Annotated in this window: 16 protein-coding genes; 5 read left to right on the top strand and 11 right to left on the bottom strand. The window is 40.1% G+C overall.

The annotated features are described in order from the left end of the window. Positions 1-38: 38 nt before the first annotated feature. Positions 39-3143 carry a WD40/YVTN/BNR-like repeat-containing protein gene (locus JXQ92_RS05740; protein WP_421985637.1) on the top strand — a complete coding sequence of 1035 codons (3105 nt, stop codon included), beginning with the start codon at positions 39-41 and terminating at the stop codon, positions 3141-3143. A 19-nt stretch (positions 3144-3162) separates the two neighbouring features. Here JXQ92_RS05740 and JXQ92_RS05735 read toward each other — a convergent pair whose 3' ends face one another. From JXQ92_RS05735 to JXQ92_RS05725, 3 genes are all read right to left on the bottom strand, one after another. After that, positions 3163-4608, bottom strand: a complete 1446-nt coding sequence (locus JXQ92_RS05735) for an aldo/keto reductase (RefSeq protein WP_421985636.1) — start codon at positions 4606-4608, stop codon at positions 3163-3165. A 1-nt stretch (position 4609) separates the two neighbouring features. Further along, on the bottom strand, positions 4610-6097 hold the full coding sequence (locus tag JXQ92_RS05730) for an APC family permease (protein ID WP_421985635.1): 1488 nt from the start codon (positions 6095-6097) through the stop codon (positions 4610-4612). Between the two features lie 88 nt (positions 6098-6185). Continuing rightward, the gene (locus tag JXQ92_RS05725) at positions 6186-6524 is read right to left on the bottom strand and encodes a TfoX/Sxy family protein (RefSeq protein ID WP_421985634.1); all 339 of its coding nucleotides are present in this window, start codon (positions 6522-6524) and stop codon (positions 6186-6188) included. Positions 6525-6755: 231 nt separating this feature from the next. Between JXQ92_RS05725 and JXQ92_RS05720 the strand changes: the two genes are divergently transcribed. Further along, the gene (locus tag JXQ92_RS05720; RefSeq protein WP_421985633.1) at positions 6756-9119 is read left to right on the top strand and encodes an IPT/TIG domain-containing protein; all 2364 of its coding nucleotides are present in this window, start codon (positions 6756-6758) and stop codon (positions 9117-9119) included. 100 nt (positions 9120-9219) lie between these two features. Here JXQ92_RS05720 and JXQ92_RS05715 read toward each other — a convergent pair whose 3' ends face one another. Then, complete coding sequence (locus JXQ92_RS05715) at positions 9220-9762, bottom strand: acyl-CoA thioesterase (protein ID WP_421985632.1); 543 nt, start codon at positions 9760-9762, stop codon at positions 9220-9222. Between the two features lie 142 nt (positions 9763-9904). Between JXQ92_RS05715 and JXQ92_RS05710 the strand changes: the two genes are divergently transcribed. Then, on the top strand, positions 9905-12337 hold the full coding sequence (locus tag JXQ92_RS05710; protein WP_421985631.1) for an ABC transporter permease: 2433 nt from the start codon (positions 9905-9907) through the stop codon (positions 12335-12337). Positions 12338-12397: 60 nt separating this feature from the next. On the opposite strand, the gene hrpB is transcribed toward JXQ92_RS05710, so the two are convergent. After that, a complete protein-coding gene (gene hrpB / locus JXQ92_RS05705; RefSeq protein WP_421985630.1) occupies positions 12398-14893 on the bottom strand; it encodes an ATP-dependent helicase HrpB in 2496 nt (831 codons plus the stop codon). Positions 14894-15071: 178 nt separating this feature from the next. Between hrpB and yaaA the strand changes: the two genes are divergently transcribed. Continuing rightward, a complete protein-coding gene (gene yaaA, locus JXQ92_RS05700; RefSeq protein WP_421985629.1) occupies positions 15072-15842 on the top strand; it encodes a peroxide stress protein YaaA in 771 nt (256 codons plus the stop codon). Next, positions 15832-16254, top strand: coding sequence for an alternative ribosome rescue aminoacyl-tRNA hydrolase ArfB (arfB, locus tag JXQ92_RS05695; RefSeq protein WP_421985628.1), 423 nt, complete (start codon positions 15832-15834; stop codon positions 16252-16254). The genes yaaA and arfB overlap by 11 nt, the downstream gene beginning before the upstream one ends. On the opposite strand, the gene JXQ92_RS05690 is transcribed toward arfB, so the two are convergent. The 6 genes from JXQ92_RS05690 to lspA all read right to left on the bottom strand — a co-directional run bounded on the left by JXQ92_RS05690 (position 16251) and on the right by lspA (position 21551). Then, complete coding sequence (locus JXQ92_RS05690; protein ID WP_421985627.1) at positions 16251-17666, bottom strand: serine hydrolase; 1416 nt, start codon at positions 17664-17666, stop codon at positions 16251-16253. The genes arfB and JXQ92_RS05690 overlap by 4 nt on opposite strands. Before the next feature lie 119 nt (positions 17667-17785). Beyond that, entirely contained in the window at positions 17786-19333 is a 1548-nt protein-coding gene (locus JXQ92_RS05685; protein ID WP_421985626.1) for a M20/M25/M40 family metallo-hydrolase, read from the bottom strand. 67 nt (positions 19334-19400) lie between these two features. Continuing rightward, positions 19401-19865, bottom strand: coding sequence for a nuclear transport factor 2 family protein (locus JXQ92_RS05680; protein WP_421985625.1), 465 nt, complete (start codon positions 19863-19865; stop codon positions 19401-19403). Between the two features lie 33 nt (positions 19866-19898). Continuing rightward, positions 19899-20267, bottom strand: a complete 369-nt coding sequence (locus JXQ92_RS05675; protein WP_421985624.1) for a glyoxalase/bleomycin resistance/extradiol dioxygenase family protein — start codon at positions 20265-20267, stop codon at positions 19899-19901. Between the two features lie 187 nt (positions 20268-20454). Further along, positions 20455-20949 carry a DUF6265 family protein gene (locus JXQ92_RS05670; RefSeq protein WP_421985623.1) on the bottom strand — a complete coding sequence of 165 codons (495 nt, stop codon included), beginning with the start codon at positions 20947-20949 and terminating at the stop codon, positions 20455-20457. A gap of 92 nt (positions 20950-21041) precedes the next feature. Continuing rightward, on the bottom strand, positions 21042-21551 hold the full coding sequence (gene lspA / locus JXQ92_RS05665; RefSeq protein WP_421985622.1) for a signal peptidase II: 510 nt from the start codon (positions 21549-21551) through the stop codon (positions 21042-21044). Positions 21552-21556: the final 5 nt, after the last annotated feature.

Here is a 21556-nt window from a genome sequence, read left to right as displayed (position 1 = left end):
CGTTGCTTAGTAACTTACTTTCTCTAAAGTAATCAACCATGCGCTTAAGGATCATTTTCATATTTGCTTTACTTGGCCTCTTCAGTCTTGTTTCAGCCCAGCAGTTAGACGTTTCAAAAATCACCAATCTTAAGATAAGAAATGTTGGCCCTGCGAATATGAGTGGGCGTATAACGGCCATTGACGTTGAGCGGAAAAACCCAAAGGCTATGTATGTGGGAGCCGCTTCAGGAGGAGTCTGGAAATCGACAAATGGCGGATCGGCATGGGTACCTATTTTCGACGATCAACCTACTCAAAACATAGGCGCACTAGCCATAGACCAAAAGAACCCAAGTATTATTTGGGTAGGAACTGGTGAGGGTAACCCGAGAAACTCTATGAATTTAGGTATGGGTGTATTCAAGAGTCTAGATGGTGGTACCACTTGGATTCATATGGGCCTAGAAAAGACAAAAACTATCCACAGAATTATTGTAGACCCTAGAGATGGAAATGTGGTTTACGTTGGTGCTATGGGCGATCCATTTACACCAAATAGTGACCGTGGACTCTATAAGACCACAGATGGTGGTAAGACTTGGCGTAAGATTTTATACAGCAATACTATGTCCGGTATTGCCGATTTAGTCATTGATCCTCAAAACCCAAATAAGCTGATGGCCGCGCTGTATGAACACAGCAGAACACCATATTATTTTACTTCAGGCGGAGCCGGTTCTGGCTTATACGTTACGTACAATGGTGGCGAGGACTGGAAGGAGTTAAAGGAGGATGCTGGATTACCAAGCGGCGATTTAGGAAGAATAGGTTTGGCAATTGCCCAAAGCGAACCAGATAGAATTTACGCAAAGGTAGAAGCAAAAAAGAATGCTCTTTACAGAAGCGATGATGGAGGGGCATCTTGGCAAATGATCAATGATAACCCACGTTTTACGAACAATCGTCCATTCTATTTTCAAGAATTAGCAGTAGACACTAAAGACCCGAATCGACTATATAATATCTATCAGCCTCTTTCTGTGAGTTATGATGGTGGTAAGTCATTTGACCCAGTGCCAATGATTCCTGCTGATGAAACCAAAGGTATTCATGCCGATTTTCATGCATTTTGGGTAAACCCTGAAGATCCTGAACATTTTATCATTGGAGGAGATGGTGGAATCGGAATTACTCAAGACCACGGCAAAAGCTGGTATTTTCCTGAAACCATACCGGTGGCCCAGTTTTATCATATAAACGTAGATAATGACAGGCCTTACAATGTATATGGAGGCATGCAAGACAATGGGAATTGGTCAGGACCGGGCTACACTTGGAAAAGAGGGGGAATTAGAACGCTTTATTGGCAATACTTGGTAGGTGGCGATGGCTTTTACATAGCACCTGATCTTGATGATTCAAGGTTTGGATATGGTACCTCTCAAAATGGGAATTTATACCGATACGATAAGTTAACGGGATATTATGTAAGTATAAAACCACCTCAGGAAGATTTAAATACAAGTTTAAGGTTTAATTGGAATGCTGGTTTTGCGAAAGATCCTCATAATCCGAGCGCCTTGTACTATGGATCACAGTTTCTTCATGTAACACGCGATAAAGGAGCTAATTGGGAGGTTATTTCACCCGATCTCACTACCAATAACCCAGTACATCAAAAATCGGATTATGGAGGGCTTACGCTAGACGTTTCGGGTGCTGAAAGGTATAATACAATTTTAGCCATTTCACCGAGCCCAATTAATGAACGTGTTATTTGGGTGGGTACAGATGATGGCCAGGTTCAGCTTACTAAGGATAAAGGAGCTACATGGTTGAATTTAACAAAGCGTGTTCAAGGACTGCCTGACGGTGCTTGGATTGCCCAAATTAAAGCCTCAGCCCATCAAGAGGGGGCTGCTTGGTTAGTGGCTAACAATTACCGAAAAGGTGACTATGCTACTTACTTATTTAAAACTGATGATTTTGGTCAAACATGGTCTAGAATGGCTAATACTAAAGTAGTTAAAGGCTATGCTTTGTCTGTGGTTCAAGACCCAGAAGAACCTAATTTAGTGTTTCTAGGAACAGAAAACGGGCTTTGGATAAGCATAGACGAGGGGAATTCTTGGGTTCAGTTTAAAAATGGTTTTCCGTCAGTATCGACGATGGATATGACCATTCAGAAACCCGAATCGGCGCTTATTGTAGGTACTTTCGGCAGAGCAATTTGGGTGCTTGATGATTTATTAAGCCTTAGAGAAATTGCAGGAAATCGGCTAAAAAAAGGTATTACAGCTTTGCCTATGAACGACGCCGTACAAGTAAAAGGCTTGTTCATTAACCCTCCTGGCAATATTTGGACAGGTTTCCATACCACGTTTGAAGGAGAAAATAAGGTGTTTCAGCGGACTGAAATTCCCTTCTACTTAAATGATAATGCTCCTTTATCAGAAAAGGTTGAAGCTAAAATATACGATGCCAAAGGCTCATTAATACGCACCTTAAGTTCTTCGGAAACATTAAAACCAGGCTTGAATTATATGATATGGCAACTAGACGAAGTCGCTGAAGGGAATCAAAGCCGAAGGAAAGGAATACCAGTACTTCCTGGAAAATACCGGGTTGTTTTAACCCATAATGGTCAAACTGATGAATCTTCTGTTAAGGTAATTCCAGATCCCCGTTTTGATTTGGACCCTACGGTAGATATCGGCCTATATGCCTTTAGAAAGAATGTAAACGTAGAATTGACAAGAATTTCGACCTTGTTTTCACGAATAGATGAACGCTTAAAAGCCATAGAGAAGATTAAGGCATACTTGAAGCAAGAAGAGGGTGATAAAGTTGATGAAATTTTGAAAACAGCGACTTCAGTAGAGGAGGAGTTAAAGAAATTGAGAGCACAGGGACAAACGCCGCGCCCTGATCGACAAGTGGGTGCTTGGCAATCATTTGAAGTGACTCCTTATTCTAAACTAATGGAAGTACGGCGACTTTCGGCCGCCCGAACTACAGCAATTTCAGCTCAAAATAAGGCACAATTGGAAGAAGCAAAAAAGTTAATCGATCAGTTTGAAAAAGCCATCGATAGACATACGGAATCCAGTTGGAAATATTTTGAGGAAAAGGTTAAGTCATTAGATATTAACTGGTTCTAAATTAAGGAGTTGAGTCATTTTAGTTAAGAACAGCTTCGGCTTCAATTTCTACTAAATAACCATCGCCAACCAACCTAGCTTCAACCAGTGTATTGGCTGGGTTAATATCCTTAAAGCGATCGCCATGGGCACGAGCGACAGGCTCCCAATCATTTAGGTCATTTACAAAAATCCGTGTACGCACGACATCGTTCAAACTACCACCAAACGATTCAATAGCAGCTTCAATTTTATCAATCACAAAATGCGTTTGTGCGATTGGGTCTTTACCACCAATCATATCAGGGCCATGAGTAGCTGTAGTACCTGAAACATGTATTCTGCTGCCATCTTTTACAGCCCTACAATAACCTGCATAATCTTCCCATTCGGTACCACTGAAAATCTGAGATCTAGTCTCACTCTTCTTTACGGGTTCAAAAGCTTTAGGAATGGTTTCTAAATGATGGCTTAAATCCCCAGATGCAGTCAAAAAAGGAGGTTTTCTATATTCATCTCCACAGTCGCCAGGTATTAACGTCAAATTAGCCTGTGCCTGGCTTATTAGATCAATATCTGCTTTGTCTAGGCTAATTTCTAGCATCCGATTGTTATCGGCTATATGCTCACTTTTTCCTAGTCTGGCACCGACAATGACTGCACCCACTGCTGGATTTTCAAGTATGTATCGGCTAGCAATATTGGCCAACGAAACTTTATGTTTATCAGCAACTGATTGCGCTGCATTTAGTAAGTTTTGATAAGGTTCCCATCCACCTGCGGCATCTATAAAACGCTTATATTTCATTTCAGACCAAGTTTCAAGGTCGTCCATTTTTGGTTCTTGCTTATTAAGCCATTTGTCGGTTAAAAACCCACCAGCTAATGTTCCGAATGCTAATATTTTGGTGCCGTATTGTGCACAGACAGGCATCATGTTACCGAGTGCCCTCTGATCTAATAAAGAATGACAGATTTGATTACTAACGATTGGTATACCGCTCGCAAGTGCTATCCTTAAATGTGCCGCATCGAAGTTCGTAACGCCGATGTGCTTGATTAATCCTTCTTCTTTTAATTCGTTCAGATAGAACAAGCCATCTAGCCAAGCCGGATCTGGGTAATACCAAGCATGAAATTGCATTAAATCGATACTTTTCTGTTGCATCCGATCTAGTGCCAGTTGAATTGCCTCACGAACAGTCTCTTTTGTGATTTTACCCGGCTTAGGTACCCATTTAGTGAATAGTTGAACTTGATTGCCTAATGGATGGTTGTTTTTGAATGTACCGGTTATTATTTCGCTTGATCCGTAGTGATCGGCCATGTCGAAAGTAGTGAGGCCGGATTCAACATAAGGTGCCATATGTTGCGCAGTAGCCGCAGGATCTAATGTCTCACCATTTCTTTCCATATCAGCAATTTGCCAAAGTCCGGTAATGACTTTTGAAATCTCTAAATCTGGTGCTAATAATGTCCTTTTCATATTACTCAATCGGTAATTCTTTAAATCGTTTCTTTAAATCTATATTCTCTTTTTTCAATTGTTTCCATTTGAATAAAAAGAGAATAGTGGCTAAAGCCATTACAATTAGCCAAATAGGAGTGGAATGAAAATACCACGCTTCGGTATCGGCAGTAAGATCTTTATAGGTATGGATAATTAAAAAACCTGTTAAGAAAATGGTGCCTAATACACCTATTACTAATTGGGTCTTTCTGTTTTTGACAACTGAAATATCAGCGGATATTGACGGGTTAACCTTCTTAAGCGTCAATAAGGTAATGCACATTAATAGAAAGTTTACCATCATAGAAGTCACCATAATGTCGATACCAAGGAAAAAATCTCCTGCAAAATGTGACCCTAAAACACCAATACTTGCCATAATTCCCGCAGCAATAATCGCGATGTATGGCGTGCTGTTTTTCGGGTGAATCTTAGCAATTTTTCGAGGAAAGATACCGTCTTCCGCCCATGCGAACATTAAACGAGATACGGATAAAAGCATGGCGGGTAAATCATTAATCAGGGCAATTGCGGCACCTATAAGAATGGCAATACCTAAACCTGATGGTAGTACATAACTAAGCAATCCAGGTGCTGAAATATCTTTTGTCATGGCTTCTTCTGCCACAAAACTCCATGGAACAGTATGGTAGACTGCCTTAGCAAATAAGAAGTAAAAACACCCGACGGATACTATCGCTAGTAAAATGGCTTTGGGAAGTGATTTGGTAGGATTTTTAGCTTCACCACCGGCTTGGGCTATTGAATCAAACCCGATAAAGCTTGAAAAGAGAAGCGCTGCGGCAGATAAAAATATTCGCCAGTCGAAGTCAGTATTGCTTATCGGTGTAAAGCTGCGTTGTTCTTTTGTGTTTAAGGCCTCTAAGAAGTCGTTTGTATTAAAACTGAACCCAGCGATAATAACAATAGCTCCTAAACCAAACATAAGAAACATCATGGGTAGGAGCGCTCTTTGGTATGATTTGGCACCTTTAATATTCACTGCCACAAAAGACCAGATGAGTAGTAAGGCAATAGAAACTCTTACCCAGCCTACTTCAAGGGTTCTTGAAAATTCGTCCCAACCGAGACTAATCGTAACGTCTCGAATAAAAGGGACCGTTACATAAGAAATAACACCGATTACAATAGAAAGGCCAAACCATTGTGAAAAACTCGCTACAAACCCTAAGTATGGATTCAAGCCTCTGCTAGCGTAAATGTAACTTCCGCCAGCACGCGGCATTGCTGAAGCTAAAATACCATAGGCTAACGCTGCAAAAAGTGCTGGAATAGCGGCAAAGGCAAAAGCAGGCAAAACATAGGGGCCAATGCCTGGCACATTGCGCTGGATCATAAAAGGCACAACATTAATCGAAGCACCGAGCATAGAACATACGCCAGTTGCAGTAAGGGCAAGGAGTCCTAGTTTCCTGGTGAGTTTAGTAGATTGAGGTTGAGCCATTAATGTCACAATCTACAAATCAAATGCTTATGAAAACGAGAAAATATTAATCCTCTGAGGGGAGTTAAAGAATACCTGCTTTGAGGTATTACAGCATTTTATTAAAGCCAACAGCTTTTTCAACCCAAAAGTCGAGGTCGTCATCAGTATCGAACCCTTCAGGGTCAATAAATAGAAAGCCTCGCATGACAGTTCCAGTAAAATCCATTTTCCGGCTTCCTTTGGTGTTTAATAAGTCTGCGTAAGGAAGTTTGCCCACCCTAACCATTAGACGATCGGTATTCGTTTTCTTGTCAATATCTACACCGATACACATTTTGTGATTGACCATGAAAATTAAGCCGCCCATCATTTTCTTTTCCTCTGTAATTCCTACGTGGGAGAGTCTTTGCCGAACGCGCTCTACTAAGTATTCACTAAATGCCATTGCCGTTATATTAAACTAAATCTATTTAATTAATCAGATACTTAGTTAAGGTAGAATGGATCATTATGTAGTATTTATGTAGTTATACCTAACATTATTCTGTTTTGATTGACAAATGAGTAAGTAATCTGACAATAGAAATAAAATAATATGAAAATAGCTTAAATTAATTTTAATAGATATTATTATTCTCGATTATTGCATTTATAGACAAGTTTTTAAAGTAAAATAATGAGATCTGTCCACAGAGAATCCTTTGGTAGTAAATATATTTTATTTCTACTTCTAGCTGCCAGTTTTGGTGTAGTTGCATGTTCTAATTCTGAGGATGAGCAGCCTGATCCGATCATCACAAGTTTTTCTCCGGAAAGGGGGATGCCTGGTACAGCTGTAGTTGTGATAGGGGAGAATTTTGGAACAAATGCTGCCGATGTTCAAGTAAAACTAGGTGGTATAAATGTTTCAGTGTCGAGTATTAGTGAAACAAGGATTGCTTTTGAAGTTGCAGAAAACTCAGTCACAGGGGCAATCTCAATAACAGTTCGAGAAAAAAACGTTGTTTCATCGAGTACTTTTGAAGTATTCAATACGCCAACAATTCAAAGTTTTAGTCCTGAGCGTGGAGGACAAGGAACAGAAGTTACTATATCAGGCACAAATTTTAGCCAAATAAGTGGAGATAACACGGTATTGTTTAATGGCACTTCAACCCCGGTAAAGTCTAGCACGGAGACTTCATTAGTCGTTGATGTACCTGACAATACTATTTCAGGAGCAATTAGTGTTACAGTGAATGACCTCACCGCAGTTTCTGCTGAGAACTTTGTAGTACCTCCTGTAATAGAATCTATATCCCCATTGACTGGGGTTACTGGAACTGAAGTAGTGGTTACTGGGAGCGCGTTTAGTTCAAATTCCGCAGAAAATAAAGTTTCATTTAACGGTGTAGAAGCTGAAATTATTCAATCTTCCTTTACTTCTTTGACTGTCACTGTTCCAGCGACAGCTTCTACTGGAGATCTTGCTATCGAAGTTAAAGGAGAGCAAATTTTATCTGAAAACCCTTTTGTAGTCATACCAAATGTAACAGGTTTTTCACCTGTCGAAGGTCCTATCAATACTGCAGTCACAATTAACGGCTCTGGGTTTAGTAGTACCGCAGACGAAAATACTGTTCAATTCAATGGCGTCGATGCTATTATATCATCAGCCACAGTGAATGAGCTTAAGGTCACCGTGCCAGAAGGTGCAACAACAGGTGACCTTACTGTAAAAGTAGGAGAAAATACAGCAGTGGCTGGGGAATTTAAAGTGACCATAGAGGCTCAAGTATTTGGCGGCTCAGGTTTTAATTCTGGTCGTGCGATTGGGGTAGATGATGAGGGTAACTATTATGTTGGTGGAGAATTTCAAAATGAGATCAACATTGAAGGCACTGTGCTAACTTCTGCTGCGCGGTCGGATTCATTTGTAGCTAAGTTTAATGTAAACAGTGAATTAGTTTGGGTAAAACAAATTAGCAGCTCAAGTGATGATAGGATAAGTGATCTTATTTTAGACGCAGCTGGTAATGTTATTTTCTCTTGTGACGTGGGCTTTAATACTACTTTTGAAGGAGTTGCACTTGATAGTAATAGGGGAGTTGCAGTGGTGAAGATTTCACCAGAAGGAAACATACTATGGTCTACCGTAGGTAGAGACGCTCGCGGTTTAGCTTCTCTTGCCTTAGACCCTGATGAAAATGTGATTATGACTGGCCGCTATAATGGCGTTCTTCAGTTCGGGTCTCTCAATGTAACTTCTATTGGAGATGATGAAGCATATGTTGTTAAACTTGACGGTGGATCTGGCGATGGGCTATGGATAACAGGTATAGGTGGTACAGAGAGTATTGGAGGTTTGGGTATATCAACTAATGCGTCAGGTGACATCTTTTTCTCAGGAAGCTTTTTTGGTACACTTACAATTGAGTCTTCTTCAATTACCTCTTTGGGTGGGCTAGATAGCTATTTCGGGAAACTTACATCAAATGGTGACCTGGTATGGTTGAAGCAAATAGGCGGTGCTGAATGGAATAACACTTATGGATTGGCAACTGATCTTTCAGGGGATATAGTAATGACGGGTTATTTTAACGGTTCAACTGACTTTGGTGGCACTTCGGTTACGCCAGTTCGTCTTGAGGATATTTTTGTCGCTAAGTATAATTCAGATGACGGTGCCTTAATTTGGGTAAATTCAGCTGGCGCTACAAATGGAGATGAAGGAAGGGATATTGCTATTGGCACGAATGGGAATATTTATGTCACTGGTCATATAAGTGGTACTACTGACTTTGGAGGACAATCACTTGAAACTTTTGGAAATAGCAATGACGTGTTCGTGGCAGAACTTAATGGTTCAGGTCAATTCACATCGGCTTATTCAGGGGGAGCAGGAGAAAGCGATTTTGCTCAAGGTTTAGCTGTGGGTCAAGATGGTACGATATACTTAACCGGATCTTTTAGAGATTTCGCAGCAACCTTTGGAGTTACTAGATTAGAAAATACCTCAAACGATGATGCTTTTGTATGGAAGATAAGAACAAGCAATTAGGTCGCTAATTTGACCTTACAGTATCAGCGATCAAGTTCGCAAGCTTATATAGAATTGCGCTTTGTTTTATTTTTTCTATGTGCTAAACGAAGGTTACCTTTCAAGGAAAAATGACTTGCGCATTCTGATTTTCTAACTCTTTCAAGTAATCATTTATTTGAAAATGCTCTGGCAGAAAGTCATCGGTGCGGATGCGAGCTTCTTTTAAATGCCTCATGCTTCTGGCATATCGTCGAATACTCTCTTCAGTATCCAAAATAAGGCCAGGTACTGGGGTGCTATTTCCATTTTCATCTTTGGCGACCATGGTAAAGTACGAGGAGTTACAATGTTTGATTTCACCAGTTTTGATATTTTCTGTTTCCACCCGAAGGCCGACAACCATGGAAGTACGTCCGGTGTAGTTTATGGAAGCTTTTAGACTTAGTAATTCACCAACTTCTATAGGATTTAGAAAGTCTACACGGTTGACCGATGCGGTGACACAGTATTCTCCAGAATGTTTAGAGGCACAGGCAAATGCGATTTGGTCCATGAGGTTAAGTACGTGACCACCGTGAATTTTACCGCTGAAATTAGCGTGAGAGGGTAGCATCAGCTCAATCATGGTGACTTGAGAATCGCTTACTTTTTTGAATGCCATATCTGTTTTAATTAATCTTTGAATTAACAAAAGACTTCGTGAACAATTGCGTTTTGAATTAACAGATTTATTTAAACCAGCATTTCACCAGCTATCATCAAATCAATAGGTTGGATATGTTATATATAATATTTTAATACTCATGCTCAAGAACTACTTCAAAACCGCCTTCAGAAACCTTATTAAGCATAAAGGATACTCATTTATTAACATATCTGGTTTAGCACTAGGAATTGCATCCTGCTTGCTGATCATGCTTTATGTGAAAGATGAACTAACCTTTGATCAATTTCACGAAAATGGAGATAATATTTATCGGGTACGTTCAACCAGCCCGTACAGTAATGGCGAGCATAATGAGTTTGTTAGGTTACCTACTGGCCCTACAGCAAAAGACGAAATACCAGCGGTAATAAATCAGTGTCGTTATACAAAGTCTGCGTTTGACATAAGAATAGGGGATAAAATTCAAAACCAAGGAAGGGTATTTTATGCCGAGCCTGAGTTCATGGAGATATTTAGCTTCCCGAGTATATATGGAGATGCAAAAGCGGTACTTAGCGGTGATAATCAAATTGCTTTAATAGAAAGGGCCGCTGAACGCATTTTTGGAGATGAAATGGCCGTTGGCAAAAGTATTGACTTGAATATTAACGGACAGTGGAAGACATTTTCTGTTGGCGCAGTAGTGAAAAACCCTCCAAGTAATTCTTCTATTGACTTTGAAGTACTTTTACCATTCCAAACGTATTTAACTGCTAATAACCGACAATCGAATAATGTAAAAGACTGGTTTAGTGTCAGCTACACTTTTCAAACTTTTATTCAAGTGTTGCCAAATACCAACCTTGAAGTCCTCACTTCTGATATGGATGAAATGGCATTGCGCAAGATGGGGGATATGCCTCAATATGCTCCAGAATTTAGCCTTCAACCCATCACAGATATTCATTTTTCAACGTCTAAGATACCCAATCATCAGGCAGGAATGAGGGAATCAGGAAATGAGACGTATTCAAAGGTTTTGACTGGTTTAGCCTTGCTAATATTGGTGCTGGCCTGTATCAACTTCACAAATTTATCACTGGCAAGGTCATTACCGAGAGCTAAAGAGATAGGGTTAAGAAAAGTGATTGGAGCTCGTAAAAGACAATTGGTGACACAGTTTTTGGGCGAGGCTTTCTTGATGAGTACCGCTGCATTCTTATTTGGGGTATTAATCGCTGAATTAGCCCTTCCGGCTTTTGAATTAGCTGCTAAAAAAGAATTTAGTATAAGCTTGCTCAATAGTCCATTCTACCTCTTAGTCGCTTTTATAGTAGTCACATTAACAGCATTTGTAGCTGGCAGTTATCCGGCCTTAGTCATTTCTAGGTTTAAAACGGTTGCTGCGTTGAAAGGTAATTATGACGGAATTAGCTCCAAAGGAGGCCTTCAAAAATTGCTAATTGTATTTCAATTCGCAGTGGCCGGTGTGCTGATCATTGGGGTATTAACCATGAACAGGCAGATCAATTTCTTGGTCAATATGGATCGTGGTTATGATGATACGAACTTGTTGTCGATTCCATTTGGTAACCTAGCGAAAACAAGCATTTCAGATACTATTAGAGCAAAAGGTCAGGCATTGCTAGATTTAATGCGAAACGACTTAGTAAAAGTGCCCTCTGTAAGGACTGTTTCAGGAGCGAGTAGTGGGTATAGTTTAATTAGAATTAAAGAAAAGGATGGTAAAACGGGTGAAGATAAAATAGTTCAAGGCTATGGAAATGTTATCGACGCTAACTACTTTAAAACCATGGGCGTTACGCTTTTAGCTGGACGAGATTTTGATTTAAATGACACTGGAGGAAGTGATAAGGCTATGATCGTAAATGAAGAATACGCCAAGTTAAAGAACTTTAAAGACTCAGTTGATGGAGGTATTAATATGGCCTATGGTTCTTATAATATCATCGGAATAATTAAAAACTTCAATCAGTTCTCGCCTATTAATAAAGTGGTGCCTGCTACTTTCCAATTAAACTATGCGGATAACATTCGCAAAATGTTGGTGAAGTTTGAGCCCGGTACTCTATCTACATCATTAGCGGCTATTGAAGACACATGGAATAAATTCAATCCCAATAATCCGTTCAATTTTACACTGCTTGAAGAATCGAATGATTCTCAGTTTGCCGAACAAGAAAGATGGCAAAGTATAATTTTTACCGCTTCTATGATTGCCATCTGCATTTCCTGTCTAGGCTTATTCGGCTTGGCATTTATGTCGACTCAGCGCAGAACTAAGGAAATTGGTGTGAGAAAGGTGTTTGGAGCGCCTGTTCCTAATATCGTCTACATCTTGTCTAGAGGTTTTTCTGCTTTGGTGATGATCTCGCTATTAATTGCGGTTCCAGTGGCTTATTATGCAGGAGGGGACTGGTTAGCTACTTTTCCTTATCGTATCAATATGACTTGGGATTTGTTCTTGATTGCGGGCCTCATTCAACTGATTATAGCGTTTTTAACGGTGAGTTATCATGCCATTAAAACTGCAATCTCTGACCCGGTGAAGGCTCTGAGGTATGAATAAAGTACGGTTACATAAATTAGATGACTATGTTTTGTCTTAACGCAGGTCAACCTAAGGACACTAGTTTTTCCTTCGCTTTGCAAAACGAGTTGCAGGTTCTTGTGTAGGGTCATCAGGCCAAACATGTTTCGAGTATCGGCGTTTAAGCTCTTTTTTAACTTCAAAGTATGTATTCTCCCAGAAACTCTTTAAGTCAGACGTAATTTGAACTGGTTTAAAGCCAGGTGATAACAAGTGCATCAAAACACCTTTTGTTCCTTGATTGATTTTAGGGGTTTCAGCTAACCCAAAAACTTCTTGAATTTTAACGGCTAAGACAGGCACCTCGCCATTATTTCGGTACTTAAGTTTAATATGAGATCCGCTAGGCACTGTTATGGAAGTAGGTGCCAATTCATTCAAAAGCTTTTGTTGTTCAAAAGTCAAACTATGCTGTAATACTTCTTTTAGCTTGATCTTTTTGAGGTCTTCCGGTTTTTTAACTTCGGTTAAGTAAGGGCTCAGCCATTCTTTGCTCGTCAATAAAAGACTCGGTGTGCTCACTTCAGGCCATTCTTGTTGCGGATTCCATCTTCTTAAGCTGATCACCCGATTTTGCCATTGCTGCACTTCTTCATTGAAATCAAGCAGTTGTTCTCCCTCTTTCTTAATTGCCTCAATAATGGCTGAAATCAGGTGAGAAGGATCAGGATCAGGAAGTGGACTACTTTTCAGTACAATGCTACCGATGCAGAGGTTCAAGTTGGCTTCTAAGCCTCCGTCTTCTGTATCCCATGTAATAACTTCTTTTTCCTTTACCAATGGCGCTAAATCCCTAGGATTGAGTGGTGAGGCCATAAAGATTTTCCCCATGCCGTCCCTAGCATCAATATGACTGATCGCTAGCCAAGGTTCAGCAGCAAGATCTTCTCGGTGCCCAGCCATCGCGTATCGGCCATTAGAGAGTTGAAACTGAGCATTGTTACCTGGTCGGGCAAAGGCTATTCTTTCAGGGTAGGCATGAGTTAATAAAACGCCAGTTTCATAAGGGTCAACGGCATGATCATCAGGCTCAATATTAAATAAGCTTCGATATTGACTCGCGATCTTATCGATTCGGCCCAGTTTTCGACCATCTCTTTGTTCTCGACGATGTACACGAAGGGCATCGATTCTCGTATTCAAATCAATTCCTGCTTCTCTGCCTAAAGGATCTCTTTCTTCTAGCAAAGCAGCAATATCTGTTGCCAGTCCCAATTGATCGTCATCCTCGGCAAGTAATAACATATGTGCTATTCGCGGATGACAAGGCAGTTTGAGCATACTTTTGCCATGCTCAGTGATTCTTCCGTTTTCTAAGGCTTCTAATTGGTGAAGCAAATCGGTGGCTTGCATTAATGGCCCTTTGGGTGGGGGAGTAAGCCAAGTCATTTGTTGTATGTCGACTATTCCCCATTGTGACATATCGAGTACCAATGATGCTAAATCGGCTTCCATTATTTCAGGAACGATGTGATCCGTAAGTCTCTGGTGTGTCACTTTGGACCACATACGATAGCAAACGCCCGCACTAAGCCTTCCAGCTCTTCCGGCTCTTTGATCGGCTGAGTCCCTTGAAATGCGTACCGTTTCAAGTCTCGAAAGTCCTGAATTAGGGTCGAATTTAGACGTACGACCAAAACCACTATCAACTACTATTTTGATTCCCTCAATGGTTAAACTGGTCTCCGCTATTGAAGTAGCCAATACCACTTTTCTTCGACCATTTTTATCGGGGAAAATGGCTGCTAGTTGCTGTCTCTGAGGTAATGACCCATAGAGGTTATGAATAGCAAACCCGCTTAATTCCTTTTTTAGAATATCGCCTGTTTTATGGATTTCTCTTTGGCCAGGAAGAAAAACTAATACGTCGCCATCGTGTTTCTTGGTAGCTGAAATTACTGTTCTGGCCGTTAGGTCTGACATTACTGATTCATCCGTATCGCCCGCATAATGAATATCCACTGGGTATTGACGTCCTTTACTAATTGCGGCGGGAGCATTCAATAACGCTGTCAATTGTGGCATGTTCAAAGTGGCCGACATGATCATAATTCTGAGATCGGGCCGTAGGACCTGCTGCGCTTCTCTACAAAGGGCTAGCGCCACATCTGCATGGATACTTCTTTCATGAAACTCGTCAAAAATGACTAAACCTACATTTTCTAATGCATTATCGCTCTGAATCATTCTAGTCAGAATGCCTTCGGTCACCACTTCAATTTTAGTTTCGCCTGATGTCCTGTTCTCAAATCGAATTCTAAAACCAACGGTTTGACCTACTTTTTCTTCTAAAAAGTAAGACATCCGCTCAGCGATGGTTCTTGCGGCTAACCTTCTGGGTTCGAGCATTAAGATCTTTTTGCCTTCAAGCCATGGTTCGTTCAGCAGTGCAAGGGGTAAAAGCGTACTTTTACCAGCACCAGGAGGTGCATTTACCACAAGGCTATTTTTACTACCGAGGTGTTCTTGTACTTCTGTAATAATATCTACTACAGGTAAATCAATAGTATGTGGATTGAACTTGGGAGTTGCCATAAGGAGCCACGAAGATAATGTCTTAATTGATGATTTTGTAGAAAAGAGATGTTGAACATGAAACTTCTAAGGTCTCGATGACTCAAATGTCATGGGCAATATAATATTGAGATTACCAATGAGCATTCTGAACAATTTTAGGCTTCAATTTGTATGTTTGTAACAGATTAAGGTAACTATGATACACGTAATTTCTCCGGCTAAAACATTAGATTTTGAAACACCTTGCGACAAGGCTAAAAGTTATCCTAGGTTTCAGAAAGAAACTTTAGAGCTAATTGGTGTTTTAAAGGAAAAGACGCCTGAGGAAATTCAGCGCTTAATGGACCTTAGTGAGAATTTAGCTGAACTAAATGCCAACAGATATCGAAAGTTTAGAAAGGCAAAGAACTCTAAAGCGGCAAAGCAGGCAGTTTATGCATTTAAAGGAGATGTTTACATTGGTTTAGAGGCTGAAGGCCTTTCAGACAATGATATTCACTATGCTCAGAGTCATTTGAGAATCCTTTCTGGCTTGTATGGTGTATTAAGGCCTTTAGATTTGATACAGCCATATCGCTTAGAAATGGGTACACGCTTAGCTTTCGATGATTATAGAACGCTTTATAACTACTGGGCTGATAAAATTGTAGCGGAAGTAAATAAGGATTTAAAGAAGCAAGGTGACAAGATCTTAATCAACCTTGCATCAAACGAGTATTTTAAAGCTATTAATCGGCCAAGCTTAAAGGCACAGATTATTAATGTGGACTTTTTGGATTACAAGAACGGCCAGTACAAAGTGATATCGTTTTTTGCCAAGAAGGCTAGAGGTTTGATGTCGCAATTCATTATTAAGAACCAAATTAATGAACCAGAAGGTTTAAAAGCCTTTGATTATGAGGGCTATTGGTTCGATGCAGAGGCTTCTAGTGAGCACAATTTGGTTTTCAAGCGAGATGCAGTTTGATCCACAAAAAATTGCCGAGCGCGACTATACACCAGAATTTGAATTTCAAACTTCGAGGAGTTCTGGTCCGGGTGGCCAAAATGTCAATAAGGTGGAAACCCGTGTCACCCTCAAGTTTTCAGTTTTGGACTCTTATGTGTTAAGTGAACTTGAAAAAGAACGCTTGTTGGCAAAATGGAAGAATCGATTGAGTTCAGAGAATGTACTTTCTATTCACGCCGAAAAACACAGGAGCCAGTTAAGAAATAAGGAAGAAACCATCATAGCTTTTAAAAAACTGCTTGTCGCGGCGTTTACTGACCCTAAACCTCGTAAAAAATCCAAACCTTCTAAAGCATCCATCCGCAAGCGTTTAGATGCTAAAAAGAAACATTCAGATAAAAAGTCTAATCGAAAACCACCGGAGTATTAATTGGTTCGTGTGGCTTGAAGGCCTTGAACTTTAAAGCCCGTTACTTTTCCATCTTTTAATTCAAAAACAATAGGCGTCCCATCTGCTTTATCAAAGAAGTTTGTCTCACTTTGAGGCACTAGCTCTACACGTTGTTGAATGAAAGAGGCTTTAAATAGGAGTGATTTGCCGGTGTTTTCAACCTCAACTACGCCAATATCGCCAACTTGAAATTTTCCCGTATACTTTTCAAAATCCTCCGAGGTCATTTTGACAACTTCTCGTACATCCGCTTCAATACCTGTTAAGTCATATTCTTTGGCAATGGCTAACTGAATTTCTTGCATGATCTGACCATTATCAGAATTGACCATAACTACTAGGGCATAAGGTTCATTTTTCCATGCCACAAGATTGGCTCTAAAGCCCTCATCCGCACCGCCATGCCCAAACCGTTCTTTACTTGCTTGTGGCCCTAAACCATGATCATTCATACCAGGCGTTAACATGGCTTCAACTGAACTGTATTTTAGAATGCCATCGGTCTTGCTTTTATTTATTTTTTGTAATTCAATGGCAAATTGAATCAACTGTGATGGTGTTGTCCAAAGACCTGCTGCTGCCATTTCTGGGTAAATAGGCCATTTACCTTCAACCTCTTGTCCATTTCCTCTATAACCAGTGGCGGCCATAGAATGATACTTTTCTGGAAGCGGGTTAACGAAAGTACTTTTCTCCATACCTAATGGATTTAAAATATGTTTTTGCATAGTTTCTGGAAAACTTATGCCTTCAACATCGGTCATCATTAATTGCATAATGGTATAGCCACCACCAGAATACATCCAGCTTTTGCCAGGTTCCTTATAAACTCTTACAGCATCTGTATTTCCCTTTCCATCCAGAACATCGGGAACTGAAGGTATATCATCGCCTTTGTCATATCCGGGGAAGCCCCAAACCGTTAAACCCGCTGTATGATTTAAGATTCTTCTTAGTGTAACTTTCTCATTTACTGTGAATTCGTTGTCTGGCAATTTCCATGATGTTAGATAATCGTTGACATTCGTATCCAAGCTCAATTGACCATTTTCTACCATTTGGTGTGCTCTAAGTGCAGCAATCGGCTTGCTGATAGATCCTGCTAAAAGCATAGTTTCGTTGGTCATAGGTTTGTTATTGGCTACATCTGCCATACCATAAGCTCTAGCCCATTCTATTTTGCCGTTATTGACAAAGGCTACGCTTAGCCCCGGAATTCCTAACTGTTTAAGACGCTCATTTACATTATATGTAGGAGGTGTTTCACCTTTGATTTGTAATGCAGGCATTAATCCATTTTCAATGCGCTTTATTCTTTCGTTTAGAGCGGTATTTTGCGCTAGGCTAAGGGTTGATACAAAAAGTAGCGTGAGAGCGAGGATTTTTTTCATAGGAATGTTTAACGGTTCAAAAGGTAGACTGACAATATTCCTTAAAAGTTACCACGTTTCAACATAAAAAAAGCCAACACTTGGAGAAGTGTTGGCCTAAGATTGGGGTTAATTTTAATTTATTGTCCGCCCTTACGATTTGGGTTTCTTGGTGTTGGCCACGTTCTTGGCTGTCCATTTCTAGGGTTCATTCCTAGCTCAGCTTTATCTCTAGGGAAAGTTTTAGGATCTTCTGAAGCCATATAAACCATGATTGCGGTTAGAATTGCATTATTTCTTACATCATCAAAAACTATTTTGTCATAAGTATCGCGGTTAGTGTGCCAAGTGTAGCTTCCATAATCCCAGCTCAATGAACTTAAGCTGAAACCCGGTGCACCTGCGGCTACAAATGAAGCGTAATCTGAACCGCCTCCTCCAGGAGCACCCGGAAATGTTGTTCTGATTTCTGACTTGTATTCTCTCGGAACAGCGCCTAACCATCTATTAATAAATTCATAAGAATGTAGAAATCCTTGTCCGCTAATATTTACTACTCTTCCTGTACCGTTATCTTGGTTGAAGAGAGCTTGAAGACCTTCTACAACCTTTGGGTTGTCTTGAACAAAAGAACTTGAACCGTTCAAACCTTGCTCTTCACTTCCCCATAAACCAACTAGAATTGTTCTTTTTGGGTTTGGATAGTGCTTCTTAAGGATTCTCATCGCTTCCATCATTACCAAAGAACCTGTGCCGTTATCAGTGGCGCCAGTGCCACCATCCCATGAATCGAAATGTGCAGAAAGCATTACATATTCATCAGGTTTTTCGCTTCCCTTTATTTCCGCCATTGTATTAAATGTAGGCATCATGCCGAGCTCTTTAGAAGTCACTTCAAGTCTTATTTGTGGTGAATCACCATGCTCAACCATTCTGAAGAGTGTTCCATAATCTTCAAGCCCGATATCGACTGTTGGTACTTTTTTGGTTCTGGCACCAAAAATTTTGTTTACACCGAATCCTCTTGACCAGTTAGATATTAATATGCCTGCAGCTCCGGCATCTTCTAGTGCTGCGGGTAAAGTTCTACTGCTATAGCCAGTCTTCCTGATTCGCTGTGACCAACCTCTTAAGACTGTATTTCGGTCACTTCTCATTTTTTCGATTGATGCTTCAGTACCGAATTTCTCCCAGTTATAATCTGGTCTTCCTGTAGGCTGAGCAGCATTGATCATCACAAATTTTCCTTTTACAGATGGTAGCCATGCTTCGAAGGCGGCTTTATCTGCAACATCTGGAATCATTACAACTTCAGCAGTTACTGGGCCATTAGAAGCAGGGCTCCAGGCCAAAGACATGGCTTCAAGTGTTTTTACTCTTGGTTCGATAAGGTCAACATGGGTGATTCCACGTTCCCAGCCACGCCATTCACCCCATTGCTCATTTCTGGCAGAGATACCCCAACTTTTAAATTTATTGACAGCCCATTCATTGGCTGCTTGCATTTGAGGGCTTCCTACAAGTCGAGGACCGTTTTTATCTAGCATTTCATAAGCCAGTTCCTCAAGTTGTGAATTGCCGTTGGCTTCTTTAATAATGTTGTCTATTACTGTTTTTTGGTCTTGTCCTTGTGCTAGAGGAGCCAAGCAAAATGTCAGTAACGTCATTAGCGTTAATAATCTTTTCATTTTGGTTAGTTTGATTAAGGTATCAAGTTAACCAGTAATGTTTTGAGCGCAACAACCGATTATATAATCATAATGTAGATTCAAACTTATCTAGCAACCTGTTCGTCTGAGTTTGTAATTTTTTCTTGAAGAAACCTGTCCAGCCAAGAAGCTTTCCGCTGGTACCCAATGCTTGTCCAGACCATCTGTGTAGGTTGAAATGATCAGTATGCTTGATGATTAGACCGTCTTTGAATTCAAATTCAGCATGAATAACGTTGTGTACTTTTCTACCTGTTTTGCTGAAAGTATACCATGCTTCCCAGTCTGCTGAACCAGAATTTTCAAAAGCACTTATATTTGAATGAACTACTTTTAGCCCTTTACCTTTCTGATTTGAACAGAGCATACGCCACATGTTTCCGGCTCTTGAACCTTTCAGTTCACCAAAACCAGGGTCGTAAAAAACAACATCTTTGTGATAACATGAAGCCATTGTTTCAGCGTCTAGATTAGTAAATGCAGTGTAAAATTTTTCGATGAGTTCTTTCATATGTGTTGATTAAAGAAGGCTTTAAAAAGAGGGTTATTTATCCTGAACTATGAAAATTGCATTTCCATTAAGATCGTAAAACCCAAATTCATGAGTTCCCCAAGGTGTGTCGCGTTGATATTTTTCAGGTTTAATAGTCCCTCTTTCAACGAATTCAGCAACGAAGGGATCAATGTCGTGAACAAATATTTTAATAACAGAGCCGCCTAGTAAAGGATCGTCCGCATTATCGGCATGCCATTGTAAGTGAATAAATTGATTGTCTCTTTTTAGGACAGCATACATTTTATCACCGGTAGAATATTCGAAGCCTGTGTGCTTTTTATGCCATGCTATGTCTCTTATAATATCTTGTGAAGGCAGTACGGGTTCTATACCCCGAATGCTTGTATTTCTCTCCATTTTCTTAATTTACTGAAAATGAGGAGATGGTGAAAGAAAAGAAACAAGAGTGCCCTTCGTGCGCGATGGAGATAGAGGCGAAAGCAAAAATTTGCCCTATTTGTCAATACGAATTGCCAGCTCAGCCTGCTAGTGCTAAATGGGTCGCTGTATTGCTGATTATTGCCTTTTTGCTTTGGATGCTGCTCTAGTGAACTGAACGCTCGTAATTAAATTCTATTTCTTCTGTTTTACCCGATTCACTAATCATCACATACATATTTAACTGGTTTTCAGCCATCTTTTCGATTGTAAACCCATCAAAGTAAACCTTGTTCTTTTCTATTTTGACTAAAGGAAAATCCACTGTTTCATCTTTAATTTCCCAGCTCTTTAAATCACCATTAAAGTGTTTAAGCCTTAAAATGAGTGTTCCGTTTTCTTCTCTTATTTGACAGAGTTCATAGAATAGTACTTTGTCATCAACCACTAATTTAAAGGCGCACATCATTGAATCGCCAAGAGGAGGAGTCCAAACTTCTTGCACTTGACCACCAAATGCTTCGCCTTCCCAACTTCCTTGAATCCAGCTTACGTCCGACAGTTTAGCCTTTGGAGAGGCCTCACCATTTAAAGAAAGTGTATTTTGAGCAAAAGCAGAATAACTGACCGTTAGTAATATAGTAGCGACTAAATGTTTCATGATTTTTCTTTTATGACGGAATCATGAACATTAAGGGACAAAAAGGAAATAATAGTTTGTCCTAAAGCAAATGGAAACTTGATATATGGCTATTATTCAGAAGCGCTAGCTTCCTCGATCTTCTTTTTAGGTAGAAATTGTTCTACAAGAATTAGCCCTGTACCGATCATTACGGAGACGTCGGCGAGGTTGAAAATACCTGTATGTGCAAATTCTAGGTCAATATAGAGCATATCAGTCACTGAGCCATAAACGATTCTATCGTATATATTTCCAATACCTCCACCTACTATAAAAGAAAGGGCTACGACGCTAATTTGGGTAATGTCTTTATACTTCAGAAGATAAAAAAGTAAGCCCAACATGACCACTGATGGCAGCACAAGTAATAATATGGTACGCATTACTGGGGATAATGAAGAACCCATTCCTAAGAAAGCACCTGTGTTTTCAACTTTTGTTAACACAAGATTTTTGCCGATTACCTCAATAGTTTCGTTGTATTCAATTCTATCTCGCGTAAGCTTTTTAGTAATTTGATCGCAACCAATATTGGAAAGCACAATGATCAGTACTAAAGCAACTCTTGGGATTTTCTTCATTGGGA

Origin of the sequence: Roseivirga sp. (genome assembly GCF_049099775.1) — a bacterium.
GTDB lineage: Bacteria > Bacteroidota > Bacteroidia > Cytophagales > Cyclobacteriaceae > Roseivirga.
The sequence above is the reverse complement of the archived record's forward strand: the minus strand, read 5'-3'. Positions and strand labels throughout refer to the sequence as shown.

What these genes read in the sequence shown, in the direction of transcription:
- JXQ92_RS05740 (WP_421985637.1), top strand. Translation starts at nt 39, where the DNA reads ATGCGCTTAAGGATCATTTTCATATTTGCTTTACTTGGCCTCTTCAGT.
- JXQ92_RS05735 (WP_421985636.1), bottom strand. Translation starts at nt 4,608, where the DNA reads ATGAAAAGGACATTATTAGCACCAGATTTAGAGATTTCAAAAGTCATT.
- JXQ92_RS05730 (WP_421985635.1), bottom strand. Translation starts at nt 6,097, where the DNA reads ATGGCTCAACCTCAATCTACTAAACTCACCAGGAAACTAGGACTCCTT.
- JXQ92_RS05725 (WP_421985634.1), bottom strand. Translation starts at nt 6,524, where the DNA reads ATGGCATTTAGTGAATACTTAGTAGAGCGCGTTCGGCAAAGACTCTCC.
- JXQ92_RS05720 (WP_421985633.1), top strand. Translation starts at nt 6,756, where the DNA reads ATGAGATCTGTCCACAGAGAATCCTTTGGTAGTAAATATATTTTATTT.
- JXQ92_RS05715 (WP_421985632.1), bottom strand. Translation starts at nt 9,762, where the DNA reads ATGGCATTCAAAAAAGTAAGCGATTCTCAAGTCACCATGATTGAGCTG.
- JXQ92_RS05710 (WP_421985631.1), top strand. Translation starts at nt 9,905, where the DNA reads ATGCTCAAGAACTACTTCAAAACCGCCTTCAGAAACCTTATTAAGCAT.
- hrpB (WP_421985630.1), bottom strand. Translation starts at nt 14,893, where the DNA reads ATGGCAACTCCCAAGTTCAATCCACATACTATTGATTTACCTGTAGTA.
- yaaA (WP_421985629.1), top strand. Translation starts at nt 15,072, where the DNA reads ATGATACACGTAATTTCTCCGGCTAAAACATTAGATTTTGAAACACCT.
- arfB (WP_421985628.1), top strand. Translation starts at nt 15,832, where the DNA reads ATGCAGTTTGATCCACAAAAAATTGCCGAGCGCGACTATACACCAGAA.
- JXQ92_RS05690 (WP_421985627.1), bottom strand. Translation starts at nt 17,666, where the DNA reads ATGAAAAAAATCCTCGCTCTCACGCTACTTTTTGTATCAACCCTTAGC.
- JXQ92_RS05685 (WP_421985626.1), bottom strand. Translation starts at nt 19,333, where the DNA reads ATGAAAAGATTATTAACGCTAATGACGTTACTGACATTTTGCTTGGCT.
- JXQ92_RS05680 (WP_421985625.1), bottom strand. Translation starts at nt 19,865, where the DNA reads ATGAAAGAACTCATCGAAAAATTTTACACTGCATTTACTAATCTAGAC.
- JXQ92_RS05675 (WP_421985624.1), bottom strand. Translation starts at nt 20,267, where the DNA reads ATGGAGAGAAATACAAGCATTCGGGGTATAGAACCCGTACTGCCTTCA.
- JXQ92_RS05670 (WP_421985623.1), bottom strand. Translation starts at nt 20,949, where the DNA reads ATGAAACATTTAGTCGCTACTATATTACTAACGGTCAGTTATTCTGCT.
- lspA (WP_421985622.1), bottom strand. Translation starts at nt 21,551, where the DNA reads ATGAAGAAAATCCCAAGAGTTGCTTTAGTACTGATCATTGTGCTTTCC.